This window comes from Chryseobacterium sp. FP211-J200 (genome assembly GCF_001643375.1).
Taxonomy (GTDB): domain Bacteria; phylum Bacteroidota; class Bacteroidia; order Flavobacteriales; family Weeksellaceae; genus Epilithonimonas; species Epilithonimonas ginsengisoli.
The window spans coordinates 18,564-34,823 of the sequence record NZ_LSHB01000083.1 but is presented as its reverse complement, the minus strand read 5'-3'; the positions used below and the strand labels follow the sequence as shown (position 1 = coordinate 34,823).

Below are 16,260 nucleotides of genomic sequence, written 5' to 3'. Positions count from 1 at the left end.
GTCTCGATTTTAGATTTAGCTATATCCAAAGAAATTGAAAAAATAATTTAACTTTGGTCTTATTTTTTAATCAAAACTACGAAACATCTGAATGAAGCTCAAAGATGCGGAAATTGTAAACCTGCTGACTGCACCTCAAACGGTAGAGAAAGGTTTGCGTGCGATGATGGATGCTTATCAGAGTCGTCTCTATTGGCATATCCGTAGGTTGATTGTCGACCACGACGGCGCTCAGGATGTTTTGCAGGATACATTTATCAAGGCGTATCAAAATATTCATCAGTTCAAAAGTGATAGCAAATTGTACACTTGGTTGTACAGAATTGCTACCAATGAAGCATTGCAAGCGCTTAACAAAATGAACCGGATGAAAAAGACAGATGAAGATGCAGAATATCATATGCAGAATCTGGTAGCGGATAATGCAGGACAAGATGCTGAGGAGATTCAGGTTTTTTTGCAGAAAGCGATTCAGACTTTACCGGAAAAGCAGAAATTGGTATTCAATATGAGGTATTATGATGATTTGCCTTACGAAGAAATATCGAAGATTTTGGATATGTCGGTCGGAACCTGTAAAACGAATTACCACTACGCCAAAGACAAAGTAGAAAATTATATTAAGGACAATTACTCGCAAGAGTTTTAAAAAAATAAAAGGAAATGAAAATCGATATAGAAAAACTAAGCAAAAAAACGCCTTATCCGGAACCTTCGGAGGATTTTTTCAAACAGATGCAGGCGAATGTCATTTCGCAAACTGTTGGCAAAGAAACGGTTGTGGTTAAAAAAGAAACGAGAGTTTTCGCTCTTGATTTTAAGTGGATGGCAGCGGCAGCAGTAGTTCTGATTGCTGGGATCACTGCATTTTTAGGTTTTAATAATGATCCAGAAGTTACTATTGCTCAGCAAGCACCAATTGTTGATAGTGTTTATCAAATTGAACAGCCTGTTAACAAGACTTCTACTAATTTGATTGCAAAAAATGATATTTCAATTGAAACCCAAAATGAAACTTCAAAGCCAAAACATTTGAAAACACATTCTGCTTTAGCTTCATCTGACTCCAAAACGACAACTTCATCTGATAGAATTATCACAGACAGACAAGATTACGCTGTTGGGACGAATAAAAAATCCGATCTGGATGTAGAAAAAGTTTTAGCGGCCTTCACGCCGGACCAATTGAAGGATATTGATAGAAATAGTGAACAAGATGTTTATCTTGACCTGTATAATTAATTAAAAATCAGAAAAATGAATAAATTCTTATTAATTGTTTTGATTGCCGGATTTTCCTCCGTACATACCATAAAAGGGCAGCGGCGAAATTCTGGAAATACTTCTGGAAGGACCACTACCACAAGTCCATCATACAGAAGTGTGCCATCGAGTTCATTACTACCCTCAGGATCTACGCAGAGACAAACAATTCCCAGAACTTCTGAATGGAAATCTATGAACATGCAGGAGAAAAAGCAAGCGGTAAGCAATATGTCTGTAAAAGACAGAAGCGTTTTCCTTCAAAACATTAAAGAGAATATCGTGATCGATGACCTTGATATTCCTAAGGAAAAACAAGATGAGTTCAAAACGCTGTATGCCGAATATCAGAATAATCAAAAGCAGATCAAGGAGAAATTCCACGTAGATAAAAATCTGGATAATCTTTCTGATGAAGATGCTACAAAACGCCTCAACCAAAGTTTTGAGGTTGGCCAGCAGCTTCTCAACAACAGGAAAACCTATGCTGATAAATTCTTAAGGATACTCACGCCGCAACAAGTTCTGACGCTCTTCCAGACAGAAGGGAAAATGCGCGAAAAGATGCTTGATAAAAAAAATGACAAATAGCTTCAAAACCTCTATATTTTAGAGGTTTTTTTTATTTTATGTAACACATTCACAAATGTTTCTAAATAATTTTTCCTATTCTGTTAAAATTATGTATTTTCGCACACTGATTATAAACATATAATATAAAATGGCAATTTTAGGCGAAATTAGAAAAAGATCGTGGCTATTAGTAGGAGTTATTGCATTAGCACTTTTGGCTTTCTTGGTAAATCCTGACACTATAGACAAGGTTTTTGGTAAAAATCCAAACATTTTGGGTAAAGTGAATGGCGAAGAGATCACAAGAGACGAGTTGAATGACCAGTTGTTCATCATGCAACAGCAGGCTCAGCAACAAGGTCAGCCTACAAAAGGTCTGGAAGAGCAGGCTTGGCAGATCCTTGTGCAGTCCAAACTGATCAAACAACAATTTGAAAAAACGGGTCTTACACTTTCAGATGAGACTTTCTGGAGCCAATTGCAATATGATCCTATTTTCGCTCAGAATCAACAATATTTTGATGAAAAAGGAAACTTCAAACTAAAGGATATCAAAGGTGAGATTGAAAAATCTCAAGCTACAAATCCTGAAAACTATACGTTTTGGTTGAAAAACAGAAAAGCTATCGAGTATAGAATGATGGCGAGAATGCTTTTTGGAAACATCACATCAGGAATTACAACCAGCAAAAAAGAAGCTGAGTTGATGGTGAAATTCCGTGATGAGATGGCAAACATCGATTTCGTGAAAGTTGATTATCTTGAATTCTCTAAAAAGAACAATGTAAAAGTTACAACTCAGGATCTTGCAGATTATATCAAATTACATCCAACAAGATTCAAAGCTACAGCTAGCAGAAATATTGCTTATGCTTATTTCCCAGCTGCACCAAGTGCTCAGGACGATGCTGCAACACTTAATGAGATCAATAAACTTTTCCTTAAAGGAACTGATGCTTCCAATGGCGCAGAAAACTTCCAGAACACGACGAATGATTCTATGTTTGTAGAACTTAATTCTGATGTGCCTTTCATTCCTCAGTACGTTAGCCCAGCTCAATTGCCAACTGAGTTGAAAGATAAAATTGCAACAGCTGCCATCGGACAGACTTTTGGACCGTACAAAGAGCAAACGCTTTATGTGGTATCAAAATTATTGGATAAAAAAGCTTCTGACTCTACATTGTCAAAACATATCTTGATTGGTTACAAAGGTGCGGAAAGATCTACAGCAACTAGAACCAAAGAAGCAGCTAAGAAAACTGCTGATAGTTTATTAGCAGTGATCAAAGCGGATCCAGCGAAATTTGCTGAAGGACTTAAATTATCTGACGAACCAAATGCTGTTGAAAGAAACGGTAGTGTAGGTTGGACAACACCAGCAAGTCAATTTGCGCCTGGATATCTTAGTTTTCTGGCAAACAATGCAAAAGGTACAACTGGATTGCAGGAGACAGCTTTCGGATACCACATCATCAATGTTGAAGACAAGAAAAGTGGTGCAATGACTTACAAAATTGCTCACTTAGCTAAAAATATCAAAGCTTCTGACAAAACTGAAAATCAAGTTTTGACTCAGGCTACTAGATTCATTCAGCAGACTCAAGGAAAAAGCTTTAACCAATTCAAGAACTTAGCAGAAAAAAACAAATACAAGTTTGATAACCCGAAAATGGTTGGCCGTTTCCAAGGGACACTTCCAGGAATAGGAACAGACAAGGATGGTGACGTTATCGCTTGGGCTTTTGATAAGAAAAGAGAAATTGGTGATACAGATATCTTTACAGTAGAAGGAACTGGCGACAGAATCGTTGCTTATGTTGTAGGAAAACAGGATGAAGGTCTTGCTGACCCAGAAACTGTAAGAGATCAGATCGAACCGATCGTAAAAAACAAAGTTCTTGCTAAGAAAATCCTTGAGAAGATCAACGCTGGAAAATATGCTTCTCTAGATCAAGCTGCAAAAGCACTTGGGACAACCAAAGCTAGTGCTGCAGTCAATGTCTTCAATCCTTCTGTAAATGGAGCGATGGAGCCTAAGGTTGCTGGAGCTGCCTTCGGAGTTGCTGTGAATAAATTATCTCAGCCGATCGAAGGGATGACTGGTGTTTACTTGGTAGTTAAAAAATCAGTGACGACCAACAAATTGCCAGGTGATATCAAACAAATCACAGAATCTATCACACAACAGAATTCTCAGCAATTTACAGGCGCATTCTTGAAGAGTCTTCAGGATAACGCTAAGATCAAAGATTACAGAATTGAAGTTTGGGATAAATCGCCTCAACAATAATTTTCGAATTATTTAAGAATAAACAAAAGCGGCATAATTGTCGCTTTTGTTGTTTTTTATTTATAACAATTATAGATCCAATATTCATATATTTGCTAATTAGTAAAACCAAAAAACGTGAAGTTAAGTAAAGAATTAAAAACAGGGCTCATCGCTATTTTTGCCATTATAGGTTTCGTTGTATTGTATCAATTTATGAAAGGTAAAAACCTTTTCACGACAGACAATGTTTTCTATGCAAAATATGATAATGTGGAAGGGCTTTCTGTTTCCAATCCCGTTTCTATCAATGGATTGAAAGTCGGTCAGGTAGACGAGATAAAACCAATCACTACAAAAGATGGTAAACTGCATTTCGTGGTGAAAGTGACCATTGATGATACTTTCGAATTTTCAAAAAATTCAACCGTTGAGATCTTCGAGCCAGGATTAATGTCTGGAAAAGAGATGAAGATCAATTTGTTCTACGGTGGAGATACAGCAAAAGACGGCGATACTTTGAAGGGAAACTATCAATTATCGATGCTTAACTCTTTGTCTTCTCAGGTAAAACCAGTGAAAGACCAATTGTCAAATGTATTGTTGAAATTGGATTCTACGCTTGCAAGCACCAACAAAATTGTTGATGAGCAAAACAGGAGAGAAATTAAATTGTTGCTTTCCAATCTTAATAGAACCGTCGAATCTTTCAAAGGTGCATCCGACAGAACGAATTCAATCTTAGCAAACAACGAAAAAGGTCTGCATGAAGTTGTGGCTAATGCCAATGTGGCAATGTTGACAGCTAATAAGACTTTGGATAAATATGGTTCTGTTGCAGAACGTGTGGACATCGATAAATTGAATGGGACAATCGACCAGTTCAACCAAACGGCTGGCAAACTGAATAACGTTATTTCCGGCATACAAAACGGCGAAGGTTCTCTTGGTAAATTGGCGAAAGATGAAGAGCTTTACAACAATCTTACAAAGACTTCAAAAAATCTTAATGAGCTAGTAGAGGACTTCAAAGTCAACCCTAAGAGATACGTGAACTTCTCGGTATTTGGTAAAAACGCAGACAAAAAATAACATATGCAATATATTGATAATGCTATTTTCCTGATTCTTTTAATTGCTGGTTTCGGACTGTTCTTTAAAAGTCTGAAAGAGATCTATCGCAATATCAAGTTAGGAAGAGAGATCAACAGAACCGATAGAAAAGCAGAACGGTGGGCAATCATGTCCAGAGTTGCGCTCGGACAAAGTAAAATGGTAAAACGCCCGATTGCTGGTATTTTGCATATTTTCGTTTACGTTGGTTTCGTTATTATTAATATTGAGTTACTAGAAATTATCATCGATGGGATCTTCGGAACACATCGATTTTTACAAGGGATTTTAGGTGACTCTTTCTACGCATTTTTCACTTCAACTTTAGAAGTTTTAGCTTTGTTGGTGGTGATTGCAGTCGTGGTGTTTTTTATCAGAAGAAATTTCTACGGTGTCAAAAGACTGACGATGAAGGAACTGTTCGGTTGGCCAAAGAAAGATGCCAATTGGATTCTGATCATCGAGTTTGCTTTGATGGTCGCTTTCTTCACAATGAACGGTGCCGATTATTATGCTGATGCCAATCGTTTCGGAAGCAATTTTCCAATTTCAAAATACCTATTTCCGTTCTTCCAGGATTTTAACATAGAGACACTTCACATTATTGAGAAATCGGCTTGGTGGTTTCACTTTGTCGGGATCTTGTTCTTTATGAATTATCTTTATTACTCAAAGCATCTTCACATTATATTAGCTTTCCCAAATACTTGGTTTTCAAACCTTGAGATAAAAGGGAAATTCAATAATCTGGATTCTGTTACAAAAGAGATCAAATTGATGATGGATCCAAATGCAGATCCTTACGCTGCTCCGGCAGAAGGAGAAGCGGAAGCACCTTCGAAATTTGGAGCGGAAGATGTTTTCGACCTTAACCAACATCAATTGATGAGTGCTTATTCTTGTACAGAATGTGGACGCTGTACTTCAGTTTGTCCTGCTAACATCACAGGTAAGAAATTATCGCCAAGGTTGATCATGATGAAGACCAGAGATCGTCTGGAGGAAGTAGGAAAGAACATCAACAAGAATGGAGGTAAATTTGTAGAAGACGGGAAAAAATTGGTCAATGATTATATTACCAAGGAAGAGCTTTGGGCTTGTACAACTTGTAATGCTTGTGTAGAAGCTTGTCCGGTGCTTATCGATCCATTATCCATCATTTTCGAAATGAGAAGATTCTTGGTCATGGAACAATCTGCGGCGCCACAAGAATTAAACTTGATGATGACAAACGTTGAAAATAATGCTGCGCCATGGCAATACAATCAGGCAGACCGCTTGAATTGGGCAAAAGATTAATCTGAAAGTAAAAGTACATTTTACATTAATACAAAATACATTTTACAACAAATGGATTTCACTATAAAAACAATGGCAGATTACGCTGCAGAAGGCAAATCTCCTGAAGTTCTCTTCTGGGTTGGTTGCGCCGGAAGCTTCGATGATCGTGCTAAAAAAATAACCAAAGCATTCTGCAAAATTCTGAATAAGATCGGGGTTGAATTCGCTGTTCTGGGTCAGGAAGAATCTTGTACGGGCGATCCCGCAAAACGTGCTGGAAACGAGTTCGTTTTCCAAATGATGGCTTTGACCAACATCGAAGTTCTAAATGCTTACGAAGTCAAAAAGATCGTGACGGCTTGTCCACATTGTTTCAATACTTTGAAGAATGAATATCCAAGTTTGGGTGGGAAATATGAAGTTTTGCATCACACACAGTTCTTAAAAGATCTAATGAATGATGGCAGACTGAAAATCGAAGGTGGAAGTTTCAAAGGTAAGAAGATCACTTTCCACGATCCTTGTTATCTCGGAAGAGGCAATGACGAATATGAAGCGCCAAGAATGCTGCTCGAAAAATTGGATGCTGAATTGGTAGAAATGAAGCGTTGCAAGACCAACGGACTCTGTTGTGGAGCTGGTGGTGCTCAGATGTTCAAAGAGCCTGAAAAAGGCAATAAGGACATCAACGTTGAGAGAACAGAAGAAGCACTTTCTTTCGAACCTAAGATCATCGCAACGGGTTGCCCTTTCTGTAACACGATGATGACAGATGGTGTAAAGCATTTCAATAAAAATACAGAAGTAGAAGTTAAAGATATCGTAGAGCTTTTGGCAGAGGCGGATGATCTTTAAACTTTAAGACTTTTTAGAAATACAAACCCAGAGCAATTCTGGGTTTTTCGTTTTTACAGAATTGGATAAAAATCCGTAATTTTATATCTTTAAATACAAAAATGAAATCGGCATAGGCGATTCCATTAGATAAATAAAAATCAATAAATATCTTCTTATGAAAATCGAGGAATCAAATATTGTAGAGACGAGCGATTACCGCGTGATCATCTATCCAGCTTCAAGACCTTTTACAGCAAAAGAAAGTAAGACCATCGCAGAGAAATTATACGATTTCTTGGGCGATTGGGCAGCACATGGGAAAGAATTGTCTTCTTCTTTCAAGATTGAAAAAAATCAATTCATCATCATCTGTGTCGATGAGGAAAAAGAAGCGGCTTCCGGTTGCAGCATCGATGCTTTGGGAAAAGTGATGAGAGAATTGGATTCGGAATTTGATCTTGGCTTGTTTGACAGAATGAAAGCCAGTTTTATTGAAAACGGTGAAGTCAAAACTTTGAGACTAATTGATTTTAAGAACAAGATCAGAAGTGGCGAATTGTCAAAAGACATCGAGGTTTTCGATTTCTCCAAAAACACTTACTTAGATTTTTTGAGCCATTTTATCCAGCCTTTCAGTAGAAGTTGGGCTTCTTCTATTTCTTAATTATCATGAATTCACGATTCAATTAATTTCAAGATCAGATTTTGAAAATACTTTTCCTTTCTTCCTGGTTTCCGAATAAGCTAGAACCTACGAATGGTAATTTTGTGCAACGCCACGCAGAAGCCGTGGCTATGAAACACGATGTGGAGATCCTTCACACCATCGGAGATTTTGACCAAAAAGAAACTTACATTTTTGATGATAAAGTGATTAATGGAATCAGAACTTTGATCATTTATTACAAAAATTCTAAGAACCCGATCCAGAATTTCATCAGAAGAATGAAGGCTTACAAAATGGGATTTGTGAAAATGCAAAAACCAGATGTGGTGCACGCCAACGTGCTTCACAACAATATGCTTTTTGCGGTTTATCTGAAGAAGAAATTCAAAATTCCGTTTGTAGTGACGGAACATTGGACAGCTCTTCGGAAAATTAATCAAGATTCTACATCTGGTTCCGTGAAGAAAATAGCGAAATTCATTGGTAACCAATCTTCTATGATGTTGCCGGTTAGCAATGATTTGAAGGCTAGCCTTGCAGAATTGGGAATTACAACACCAATGCAAGTGATTCCGAATGTTGTTGATACACAGCTTTTTGAACCAAATAATTCAGCTCTTGATGATTTTACTTTCGTCCACGTTTCCAATTTGATTCCAAGGAAAAATGCAGATAAAATATTAAATGTTTCCATCAAATTACTAAAAGAAGGTTACAAATTAAAATTAAAAATCGGTGGCGACGGTGAAACCAAAACGTTGCGAGAAATTGTACAGAAAGAAGGTTTCGAAAACCAAATCGAAGTTTTTGATACTTTGACGTTACCAGAAGTTTCCGAAAAATTGAAGACTTCCGATTGCTTCATCCTTTTTAGTGAAGATGAGAATCAACCTTGTGTAATTGCAGAATCTTTCGCATCGGGAATCAAAGTGATCTCTACAAATGTTGGAGGAATCTCTGAGTTTTTCCCTGACAATTTCGGAATATTGGTTGAGAGATCGGATGAAAGTCTTTTGGAAAATGCGATGAAGGCATTACTGAATGAAAAGGTGATCACCAATAAAAAGGAAATCTCAGATTACGCAGAAACGACCTTTTCCAAAAACGCGATTGCGCAACAATTCACAGATGTTTACGAGGAAATATTAAATTAAATGAAAGGATTTAATATTCATATTTCTGAAGGTCAGATTGAGACCAATCTTTATTTTGAAAACGATTACGACTCTTTCATTTTCCGAAATGAAGAACTTCAAATCGTAATTGAAGGAATCATCCTTAATAAAAAGCAACTTCTGCAAAGTGCTTCCGATTCTGTATTTTCAGATTTTTTCCTAAAACTTTATCAAGAAAAAAACATCATTGCTATCAAAGAACTTGATGGGGAATTCCGTGGCTATATTTGGGATAAATTGGAACAAAAAATCTTTGTTTTTACGAATCCAACATCTACCCAACGTGTTTTTTACACGAAGCAAGATGGACAGATTTTCATTGATTCTCATTTGGTAAGACTGAGTAATTCATTAAGAAAAAATCATATTTCCGTCAGCCCAAACATCGATAATCTTTATCAATTATTGACCTTCGGAAATATGCTGGAAAATGAAACGCCAATTGAAAATGTTTTCAAGATTCTAGACGGACATTACATCGAAATCGATTTAAAAACTCAGAACATTATTGAGAGAAAATATTTTGACCTGAATAATATCCACTATTACAAAGATTCTAAAGAGAAGGCAATTCAGGATTTGGATTCGATTTTTTCTGAAAATATTGCTTTAGAATATCAAAAAGACAATGAGCTAAAATCAAAACACTTCACATTATTAAGCGGCGGTTTGGACAGTAGAATTGCTATGCTTTATGCAGATAAATTGGGCGAAACACCAGATGAGGCGTTTTGTTTTTCACAGTCCGGTTATTTGGACGAGACCATTTCCAGACAAATTGCGAAAGACTACAAGATTCCTTACACTTTTCAATCTTTGGATGGCGGAAGTTATTTGAAATATATCGATAAACTTACAGCTTTATCCGAAGGTTGCGGACTTTTCACAGGCGGGATCCATATTCAATATGCTTTTGAAAATTTGAAAAATAAAGATTTCAAATTGGTGCATAGCGGTTCGATTGGTGATGGTATTCTCGGAGGTTTCAACACGGTTCCTTATCGCAAAAAACCTGGTGAATTTAAAATTGTCGTCAATCCAAAGTTTCTTCCGAAAGTGAAGTCTGATTTTGAAAAAGTTTTGAAACAATACGAATCAGAGGAATTGTTCTATCTCAGAAATGTGGCTTACAACAGAACTGTTTTGGGCGCGCAGGTCATCCAACAATTTGATGCATACCAAACCTCGCCTTTTATGTCGAAAACAATGTTGGAATTCGCCATTGGTCTTCCCGAAAAATGGAAGGTCAATCAGAAACTCTACTTGGAATGGCTTAATCGATTTACTCCCAATGCAAGCGATTACGTTTGGGAAAAAACGGGAATGAAGCCAAATGCGCAATGGAAAAGCACGTTTGGACCAAAGGTAAAAAAGAGATTTTTCAAAATTTGGAATTCCAAAATTACCAAGCGAACCGAGAAAACAAGTATGTATCCATACGAGTTTTATTATTACAATTCGCAGGATATTCAGGATTACTATCAATCATATTTTATTGAAAATATCTGGCGTTTGGAAAATTTCCCTGAGCTGAAAAAAGATGTCGATTTTCTTTTCGTGCAAAAAGACTTTTACCAGAAAAGCCAGGGCGTTAATATTTTGGCTATTTTTAAGTTATTTTTCAGCTAGTGGGAAACCTATCGGATTTCATCAGAAATTTCTTTAAGAACAAAGGTCATTTTGTCTTTGGCTCTTTGCTCATTGCGAAGATCTGTGGTTTTATTGGTTCGGTTGCGATCATCCGGTTGTTACCGGAAAATGATTTCGGGTTGATCAGCATTGTTGCATCATTGTCGGCTATTTTTTTAGCATTTAGCGGATTCGGAAGCCAGCAGATTCTCTTGAGATATGGTTCTATATCCAAAACAACTGAAGAGAAAAACAAACTTTCCAGCTATCTCTTGAAGTACGGTTTTTATTATCAACTCGTACTAAGTTTAATTTTTCTGCTTTCGTCTTTCTTTTATCTTGATAAATTTGAGAAGGTCATCATTCTATTTTTAGCTTTTTCTGTCCGGCTGATCGGTTTTTTTTTCTACAATCATATCCAGTCGCAATTGCGGATCAACGGTAAAAACAAAGAATTTGCAAAACTCAATAATGTGGTAAATGTTTTTGGACTGGTCGCAACACTTGTCCTGACATATTTTATGGGATTGATTGGTTATCTGCTCGCAATTACGATCATGCCATTCATCGCCTTGTTTTGGTTCAAGACTATTGACTTTTCAAAAAAGACCACATTGCCAGGTCTCTCAAAAAAGGAAATTTGGAAATACGGATTTTTCACTGCGGGAACAGCCGTTTTAGGAGATGCGTTGTTTTCTTTGGACATCATTCTGATGGGTTTTCTGATGACGGAGTCAGCCGTTGCAGATTACAAGACCGCCATATTGATCCCGGCCAATTTGACCTTTATTGCACTGACCTTTATGCAAAGCGATTTTCCGGAACTGGCAAGAAATCACAAGGATAAAAAATATTTAAAATATTATATATCAAATTATTACAAGATATTCATTCCGCTTTGTTTGGTTCTTTTTATCCTTTTTTATTTTTTGAAGGATTTTATCGTGACAATGATTTTCGGAGAGAGATATCAAGGAATCGAAACCTCATTTTTAATCCTTACAGCAGCATTTCTTCTCAATATGATCCTCAGGAATCTCTATGGAAATCTTTTATCTGCAGTTGGAAAAATGGCTTATAATACCATTATTTCTGGAGCTGCATTGATCATTCTGTTGGGTTCTGCCATTTTCCTGGTTCCAAAATTTGGGGTCGAAGGAATGGCCATCGCACAATCTCTGACGCTATTCATCACAGGATTATTATTGATGGGTGGATTCTTATCCTACTACCGAAAATTGTCTTGAAAGAATTTTTATCTTTGCAAAGATGAAACTCAAGATATCCATACTTTTAGCAGCTACGATCCTGTTGTTTTCTTGTCAAAGAGATCAGGAAGAAACACAAACCATCGATCAGGTTCTGAAACTTTATATTAAAAATTCTACCAGTCCGGACTTGTTGAATCCTAAAATCAAAGGATCTTACACATCCGCTAGTTTGCTCGATCTTTTGGGAGCGAAGGATTCGATTGCTATTACTGGATATAGTTTATTAAAAGATTCTGATACAATTACTTATCTCGATTATCCAGCTGGTGCGATAAGATTGAAGATAGATTCTCTCAGCAATGATGATGAGCAGATTTACTACTCCTTATTTGCCCTTAAATTAGCAAAGTCAGCAACCAGCAGTGATAAAGACTTGATCAAAATTGAATACAAGTCCACACCATCAGTTTTTCAGATCTCAAAACTTTGGTATAATGGTGAACTGAAATTTACAAAAATCCCAGGTCAGCCAAACATTGTCACAATCGTGAAATAAAATCCTTAAATTTGCAATTATAGTCAGAGCATTAGTTTCTGACAACCAATAACTATCAACCAACAACCAAACTATGTTACAGGTTAATTTTTTGCGCGAGAACAAAGAGCGCGTTTTGGAAGGCTTGAAGAAAAGAAGCTTCAAGGAATTAGATTTGGTCGATGCAGCCATCAACGCTGACGACGAAAGAAAAAAACTACAGTTTGAGCTAGACTCACAACTTTCCGAAATGAACAAAATTTCGAAAGAGATTGGGATTTTGATGAAAGAAGGAAAGAAAGACGAAGCTGAAGCCGCAAAATCCAAAACTTCGCAGTACAAGGAATCGAGCAAAGAATTGCAATCTCAACTCGGTGAAGCGGAAAAAGCATTGATCACCATTCTTTATCAAATCCCTAATGTGCCTTACGAAAAAGTCATAGCGGGTGTTTCTGCTGATGATAATGAGATCGTTTACGAATCTACAACGGTAGAAGGTCTTGGCGAAGGTGCAATTCCACATTGGGAATTGGCGAAAAAATACAATTTGATCGACTTCGAATTGGGCGTTAAGATCGCTGGTGCAGGTTTCCCTGTTTATTTCGGCAAAGGTGCAAGATTGCAGAGAGCGTTGGTTCAATATTTCTTGGATAAGAACGTTGATGCAGGTTATCTGGAAGTGAATCCGCCACACGTGGTGAACGAAGCTTCTGGCTACGGAACTGGACAATTGCCCGATAAAGAGGGACAAATGTACTACATTAATGCAGATGATCTATACCTAATTCCAACAGCGGAAGTTCCGGTGACGAATCTTTACCGTGATGTTTTGTTGGATGAGAAAGATCTGCCAATCAAGAATACGGCTTTTTCTCAATGCTACAGAAGAGAAGCGGGAAGTTACGGTGCTCACGTGAGAGGTTTGAACAGACTTCACCAATTCGAAAAAGTGGAGATCGTAAGACTTGAAAAACCTGAAAATTCTTATGCTGTTTTGGAAGAGATGGTAGAGCATATCAAATCCATTTTGGAAGATCTGGAATTGCCTTACAGAATCTTGAGACTTTGCGGAGGCGACACAGGTTTTGCCGCAGCAATGACTTATGACTTCGAAGTTTGGAGTGCAGCGCAGGAAAAATGGTTGGAAGTAAGTTCTGTTTCCAACTTCGAGACTTTCCAGGCAAACCGTTTGAAATGCCGTTACAAATCAGACGGGAAATCACAATTGGTTCACACGCTGAACGGTTCTGCAATGGCTTTACCAAGAATTATGGCCGCTTTGCTGGAAAATAATCAAACAGAAGAAGGAATCAAATTACCAAAGAAAATCGCAGACTATGCGAAGTTTGAATTGATCAATTAATTCTATTCTTTAAAAATATGAAAGCCACAAAGTTGATTTGTGGCTTTTTATTTTGATAAATCTAACATCATTTTGTCATTCCGAAGGAATCTAAACTGTTGAGATACTTCCGGAATGACAAATTTACGGTATAAAATATTTGCCGGCTTTTATGTTAAAACTACTTCTTCAAATTCAAATAATAATTCCAGATCAATCGGATCTCACCAAAATCAAAATCCGCGGGCAAAGCCGCTTTCCAATCATTGATATTCTCCTTTGGACTTTGCTTGAAAACCTTTTCGAAGGCAGTTACTTTTTCCTTTGGATAGATTCTCAATAAGTCGCTTTTATCAAGCAAATTTTGCTCAGCATATTTAGATAAATGTCCAAAAATAGTTGAGTTCACCAAACCTCGTTCTCTAGCAATTTCAGAAATGGTTTTTCCGTCCTGGAACAATTGGTAAGTCAAAACGTGCGTCGGAACTTTATTGATTGACATTGAGATGACAGCGTCTTTTTCCTTATCAAACAAAGGTGTTTCCAAAAGATGAACGTCTTTCAAATCTTTCAAATATTCCTCCAGATCATCCAGCCAAACTCGAAAATCCTCATTAAAAGCTTTTAAACCTTTGACGCCTTTCGTCTCAGAGTAAAAATCTTTAAGCGGCGAAAAGATCTTCTCATTCACATTAGAGAAAAAGAAATTGACTGCACCTTTTGCTTTGACCTCAACTTCTTGCCATTCTTCTTCACCTTTCAGGAATTTTTGCGTTTTCTGAAGTAAGATTCTCTCAAATTTCTGGAAGATAGACGTCAGATTTTCTATTTCGGATTTTAAAGTGATGTAAAGCTTTTGCGATTGGTCTTTGTCAATGGATTTGCTGCTTCGGGTCATCACCATCCAGCTTTCCAAAGCGGAAACAAACCATACACAATCGATTCTTCTAATGACTTTTTGAATGCTGTAATCGTACTTTTCAGAATTAAGGATTTCATCGATTTTCGAATTGGCGTGCGTCTCGTCCTGAAACTTCGACACCCGTTTGTCACTGAATATCACTTCGGGCGTGATCTTAGATTTAAGAATGATGCCTTCCAAAGTTCTGCAACGCGAAAGTGCCACATAAACTTGACCAGATGCAAAACTTTTTCCTGCGTCAATGATCAATCTATCAAAGGTCAAACCTTGGCTTTTATGAATCGTAACCGCCCAAGCCAACCGGATCGGAAACTGCTTGAAACTTCCCAAAACTTCTTCTTTGATGTTCTTTTCATCATCCAGAGAATATTTTTTCTGTTCCCAAGTTTCTGCTTTCAAAGTGATTTCTTCTTCGCTGCCGTCGAGGATTACGGAGATCTCGTCTTCATCGAGATAAGAGATTTGAGCTAATTTACCATTGAAGTATTTTTTGTCTGGCGAAGTATCATTTCGGATAAACATAATTTGTGCGCCGATTTTCAATTCCAAAACCTCATCATTCGGATATTGTGTTTCCTTGAAGTCTCCTTTCACATCGGCTGTGTAAGAATGCGCTCTTCCGCCAAGTTCTTTTATTTTTTTCTGATTGATGTCGTCCGCCATTTTGTTGTGTGAACAGAGATAGACGTAAGCTTCATCATTTGGGTCGAAGTCTGGTTGGTATCTCTCGTTCAAGGTTTCGAAGTCGATATCTTCGGTGATTCCGTCTCGGATGGCGTTGAGGATTTCCAGAAAATGTTCATCCGTTTGTCGGTAAACTTTGGTAAGTTCTAGCGTGATGAAATTACTGCCTTCCAAAGCTTTGGCGTGAAAGAAAAAAGGCGATGGATAATACATTCCGAGAATATGTTCATCTCTCACAACTGGAGGTAACTGGTAAAGGTCGCCGATGAACAACATCTGAACACCACCAAACTTCTGCTGATTCCTACGAACGTGTCTCAACGAAAAATCCATCATATCAAGCACATCCGCACGCAACATCGAAGCTTCATCGATAATGATGATTTCGATTTCGCGAAGGAGTTTCAGTTTGTCTTTTCGGTATTTGAAATGGACCATCAGATCCGGAATATTGTTTCCAAGATTTTGGTCGATTCTTTCTGTCGTTGGAAGAAAAGTTCTGAGTGGCAATCCGAACATCGAATGGATTGTGACGCCACCAGCATTGATGGCTGCAATCCCAGTGGGGGCAACTACAATGTGTTTTTTCTTGGTTTTTTTTACAAAATCATTTAGAAATGTAGTCTTCCCGGTACCTGCTTTTCCTGTGAGAAAAATGCTTCGGTTGGTGTGTTCTACGATTTCAAAAAGAGAGTTATTCATTGGTTCAAAGGTAAAGAATCAGGAGACAAGAATCAAGAGACAAGAATTAAGAAA

General features: G+C 37.4%; 14 protein-coding genes. 13 read left to right on the top strand and 1 reads right to left on the bottom strand.

Features of this window, described 5'->3' with window-relative positions; all coding sequences use genetic code 11:
• Positions 1-91 precede the first annotated feature (91 nt).
• The 13 genes from AXA65_RS18850 (at position 92) to serS (ending at position 13,919) form a co-directional block, all read left to right on the top strand.
• Positions 92-649: an RNA polymerase sigma factor gene (locus tag AXA65_RS18850; RefSeq protein ID WP_063971593.1), complete on the top strand. Its 558-nt coding sequence runs from the start codon at positions 92-94 to the stop codon at positions 647-649.
• Positions 650-663: 14 nt separating this feature from the next.
• Positions 664-1,242, top strand: a complete 579-nt coding sequence (locus tag AXA65_RS18845; protein ID WP_063971592.1) for a hypothetical protein — start codon at positions 664-666, stop codon at positions 1,240-1,242.
• A 15-nt stretch (positions 1,243-1,257) separates the two neighbouring features.
• On the top strand, positions 1,258-1,854 hold the full coding sequence (locus AXA65_RS18835) for a hypothetical protein (RefSeq protein WP_131797854.1): 597 nt from the start codon (positions 1,258-1,260) through the stop codon (positions 1,852-1,854).
• Between the two features lie 130 nt (positions 1,855-1,984).
• Positions 1,985-4,129 carry a SurA N-terminal domain-containing protein gene (locus tag AXA65_RS18830; RefSeq protein WP_063971589.1) on the top strand — a complete coding sequence of 715 codons (2,145 nt, stop codon included), beginning with the start codon at positions 1,985-1,987 and terminating at the stop codon, positions 4,127-4,129.
• 117 nt (positions 4,130-4,246) lie between these two features.
• Entirely contained in the window at positions 4,247-5,200 is a 954-nt protein-coding gene (locus AXA65_RS18825) for an MlaD family protein (protein WP_063971588.1), read from the top strand.
• Positions 5,201-5,203: 3 nt separating this feature from the next.
• Positions 5,204-6,520 (top strand): (Fe-S)-binding protein, encoded by a 1,317-nt coding sequence (locus tag AXA65_RS18820; protein WP_063971587.1) that lies wholly within the window; start codon positions 5,204-5,206, stop codon positions 6,518-6,520.
• Between the two features lie 51 nt (positions 6,521-6,571).
• Positions 6,572-7,357, top strand: a complete 786-nt coding sequence (locus tag AXA65_RS18815; protein ID WP_063971586.1) for a (Fe-S)-binding protein — start codon at positions 6,572-6,574, stop codon at positions 7,355-7,357.
• A gap of 157 nt (positions 7,358-7,514) precedes the next feature.
• Positions 7,515-8,003: a hypothetical protein gene (locus AXA65_RS18810; RefSeq protein ID WP_063971585.1), complete on the top strand. Its 489-nt coding sequence runs from the start codon at positions 7,515-7,517 to the stop codon at positions 8,001-8,003.
• 41 nt (positions 8,004-8,044) lie between these two features.
• A complete protein-coding gene (locus AXA65_RS18805; RefSeq protein ID WP_131797853.1) occupies positions 8,045-9,160 on the top strand; it encodes a glycosyltransferase in 1,116 nt (371 codons plus the stop codon).
• The gene (locus tag AXA65_RS18800; protein WP_063971583.1) at positions 9,161-10,810 is read left to right on the top strand and encodes an asparagine synthase-related protein; all 1,650 of its coding nucleotides are present in this window, start codon (positions 9,161-9,163) and stop codon (positions 10,808-10,810) included. It begins immediately after the preceding gene.
• Positions 10,810-12,057, top strand: coding sequence for an oligosaccharide flippase family protein (locus AXA65_RS18795; protein WP_165596633.1), 1,248 nt, complete (start codon positions 10,810-10,812; stop codon positions 12,055-12,057). Before AXA65_RS18800 ends, AXA65_RS18795 begins: the two co-directional genes overlap by 1 nt.
• Before the next feature lie 22 nt (positions 12,058-12,079).
• Entirely contained in the window at positions 12,080-12,577 is a 498-nt protein-coding gene (locus tag AXA65_RS18790) for a hypothetical protein (protein ID WP_063971581.1), read from the top strand.
• 73 nt (positions 12,578-12,650) lie between these two features.
• Entirely contained in the window at positions 12,651-13,919 is a 1,269-nt protein-coding gene (serS, locus tag AXA65_RS18785; RefSeq protein WP_063971580.1) for a serine--tRNA ligase, read from the top strand.
• A 160-nt stretch (positions 13,920-14,079) separates the two neighbouring features.
• On the opposite strand, the gene AXA65_RS18780 is transcribed toward serS, so the two are convergent.
• On the bottom strand, positions 14,080-16,206 hold the full coding sequence (locus tag AXA65_RS18780; protein ID WP_063971579.1) for a helix-turn-helix domain-containing protein: 2,127 nt from the start codon (positions 16,204-16,206) through the stop codon (positions 14,080-14,082).
• Between the last annotated feature and the right edge of the window lie 54 nt (positions 16,207-16,260).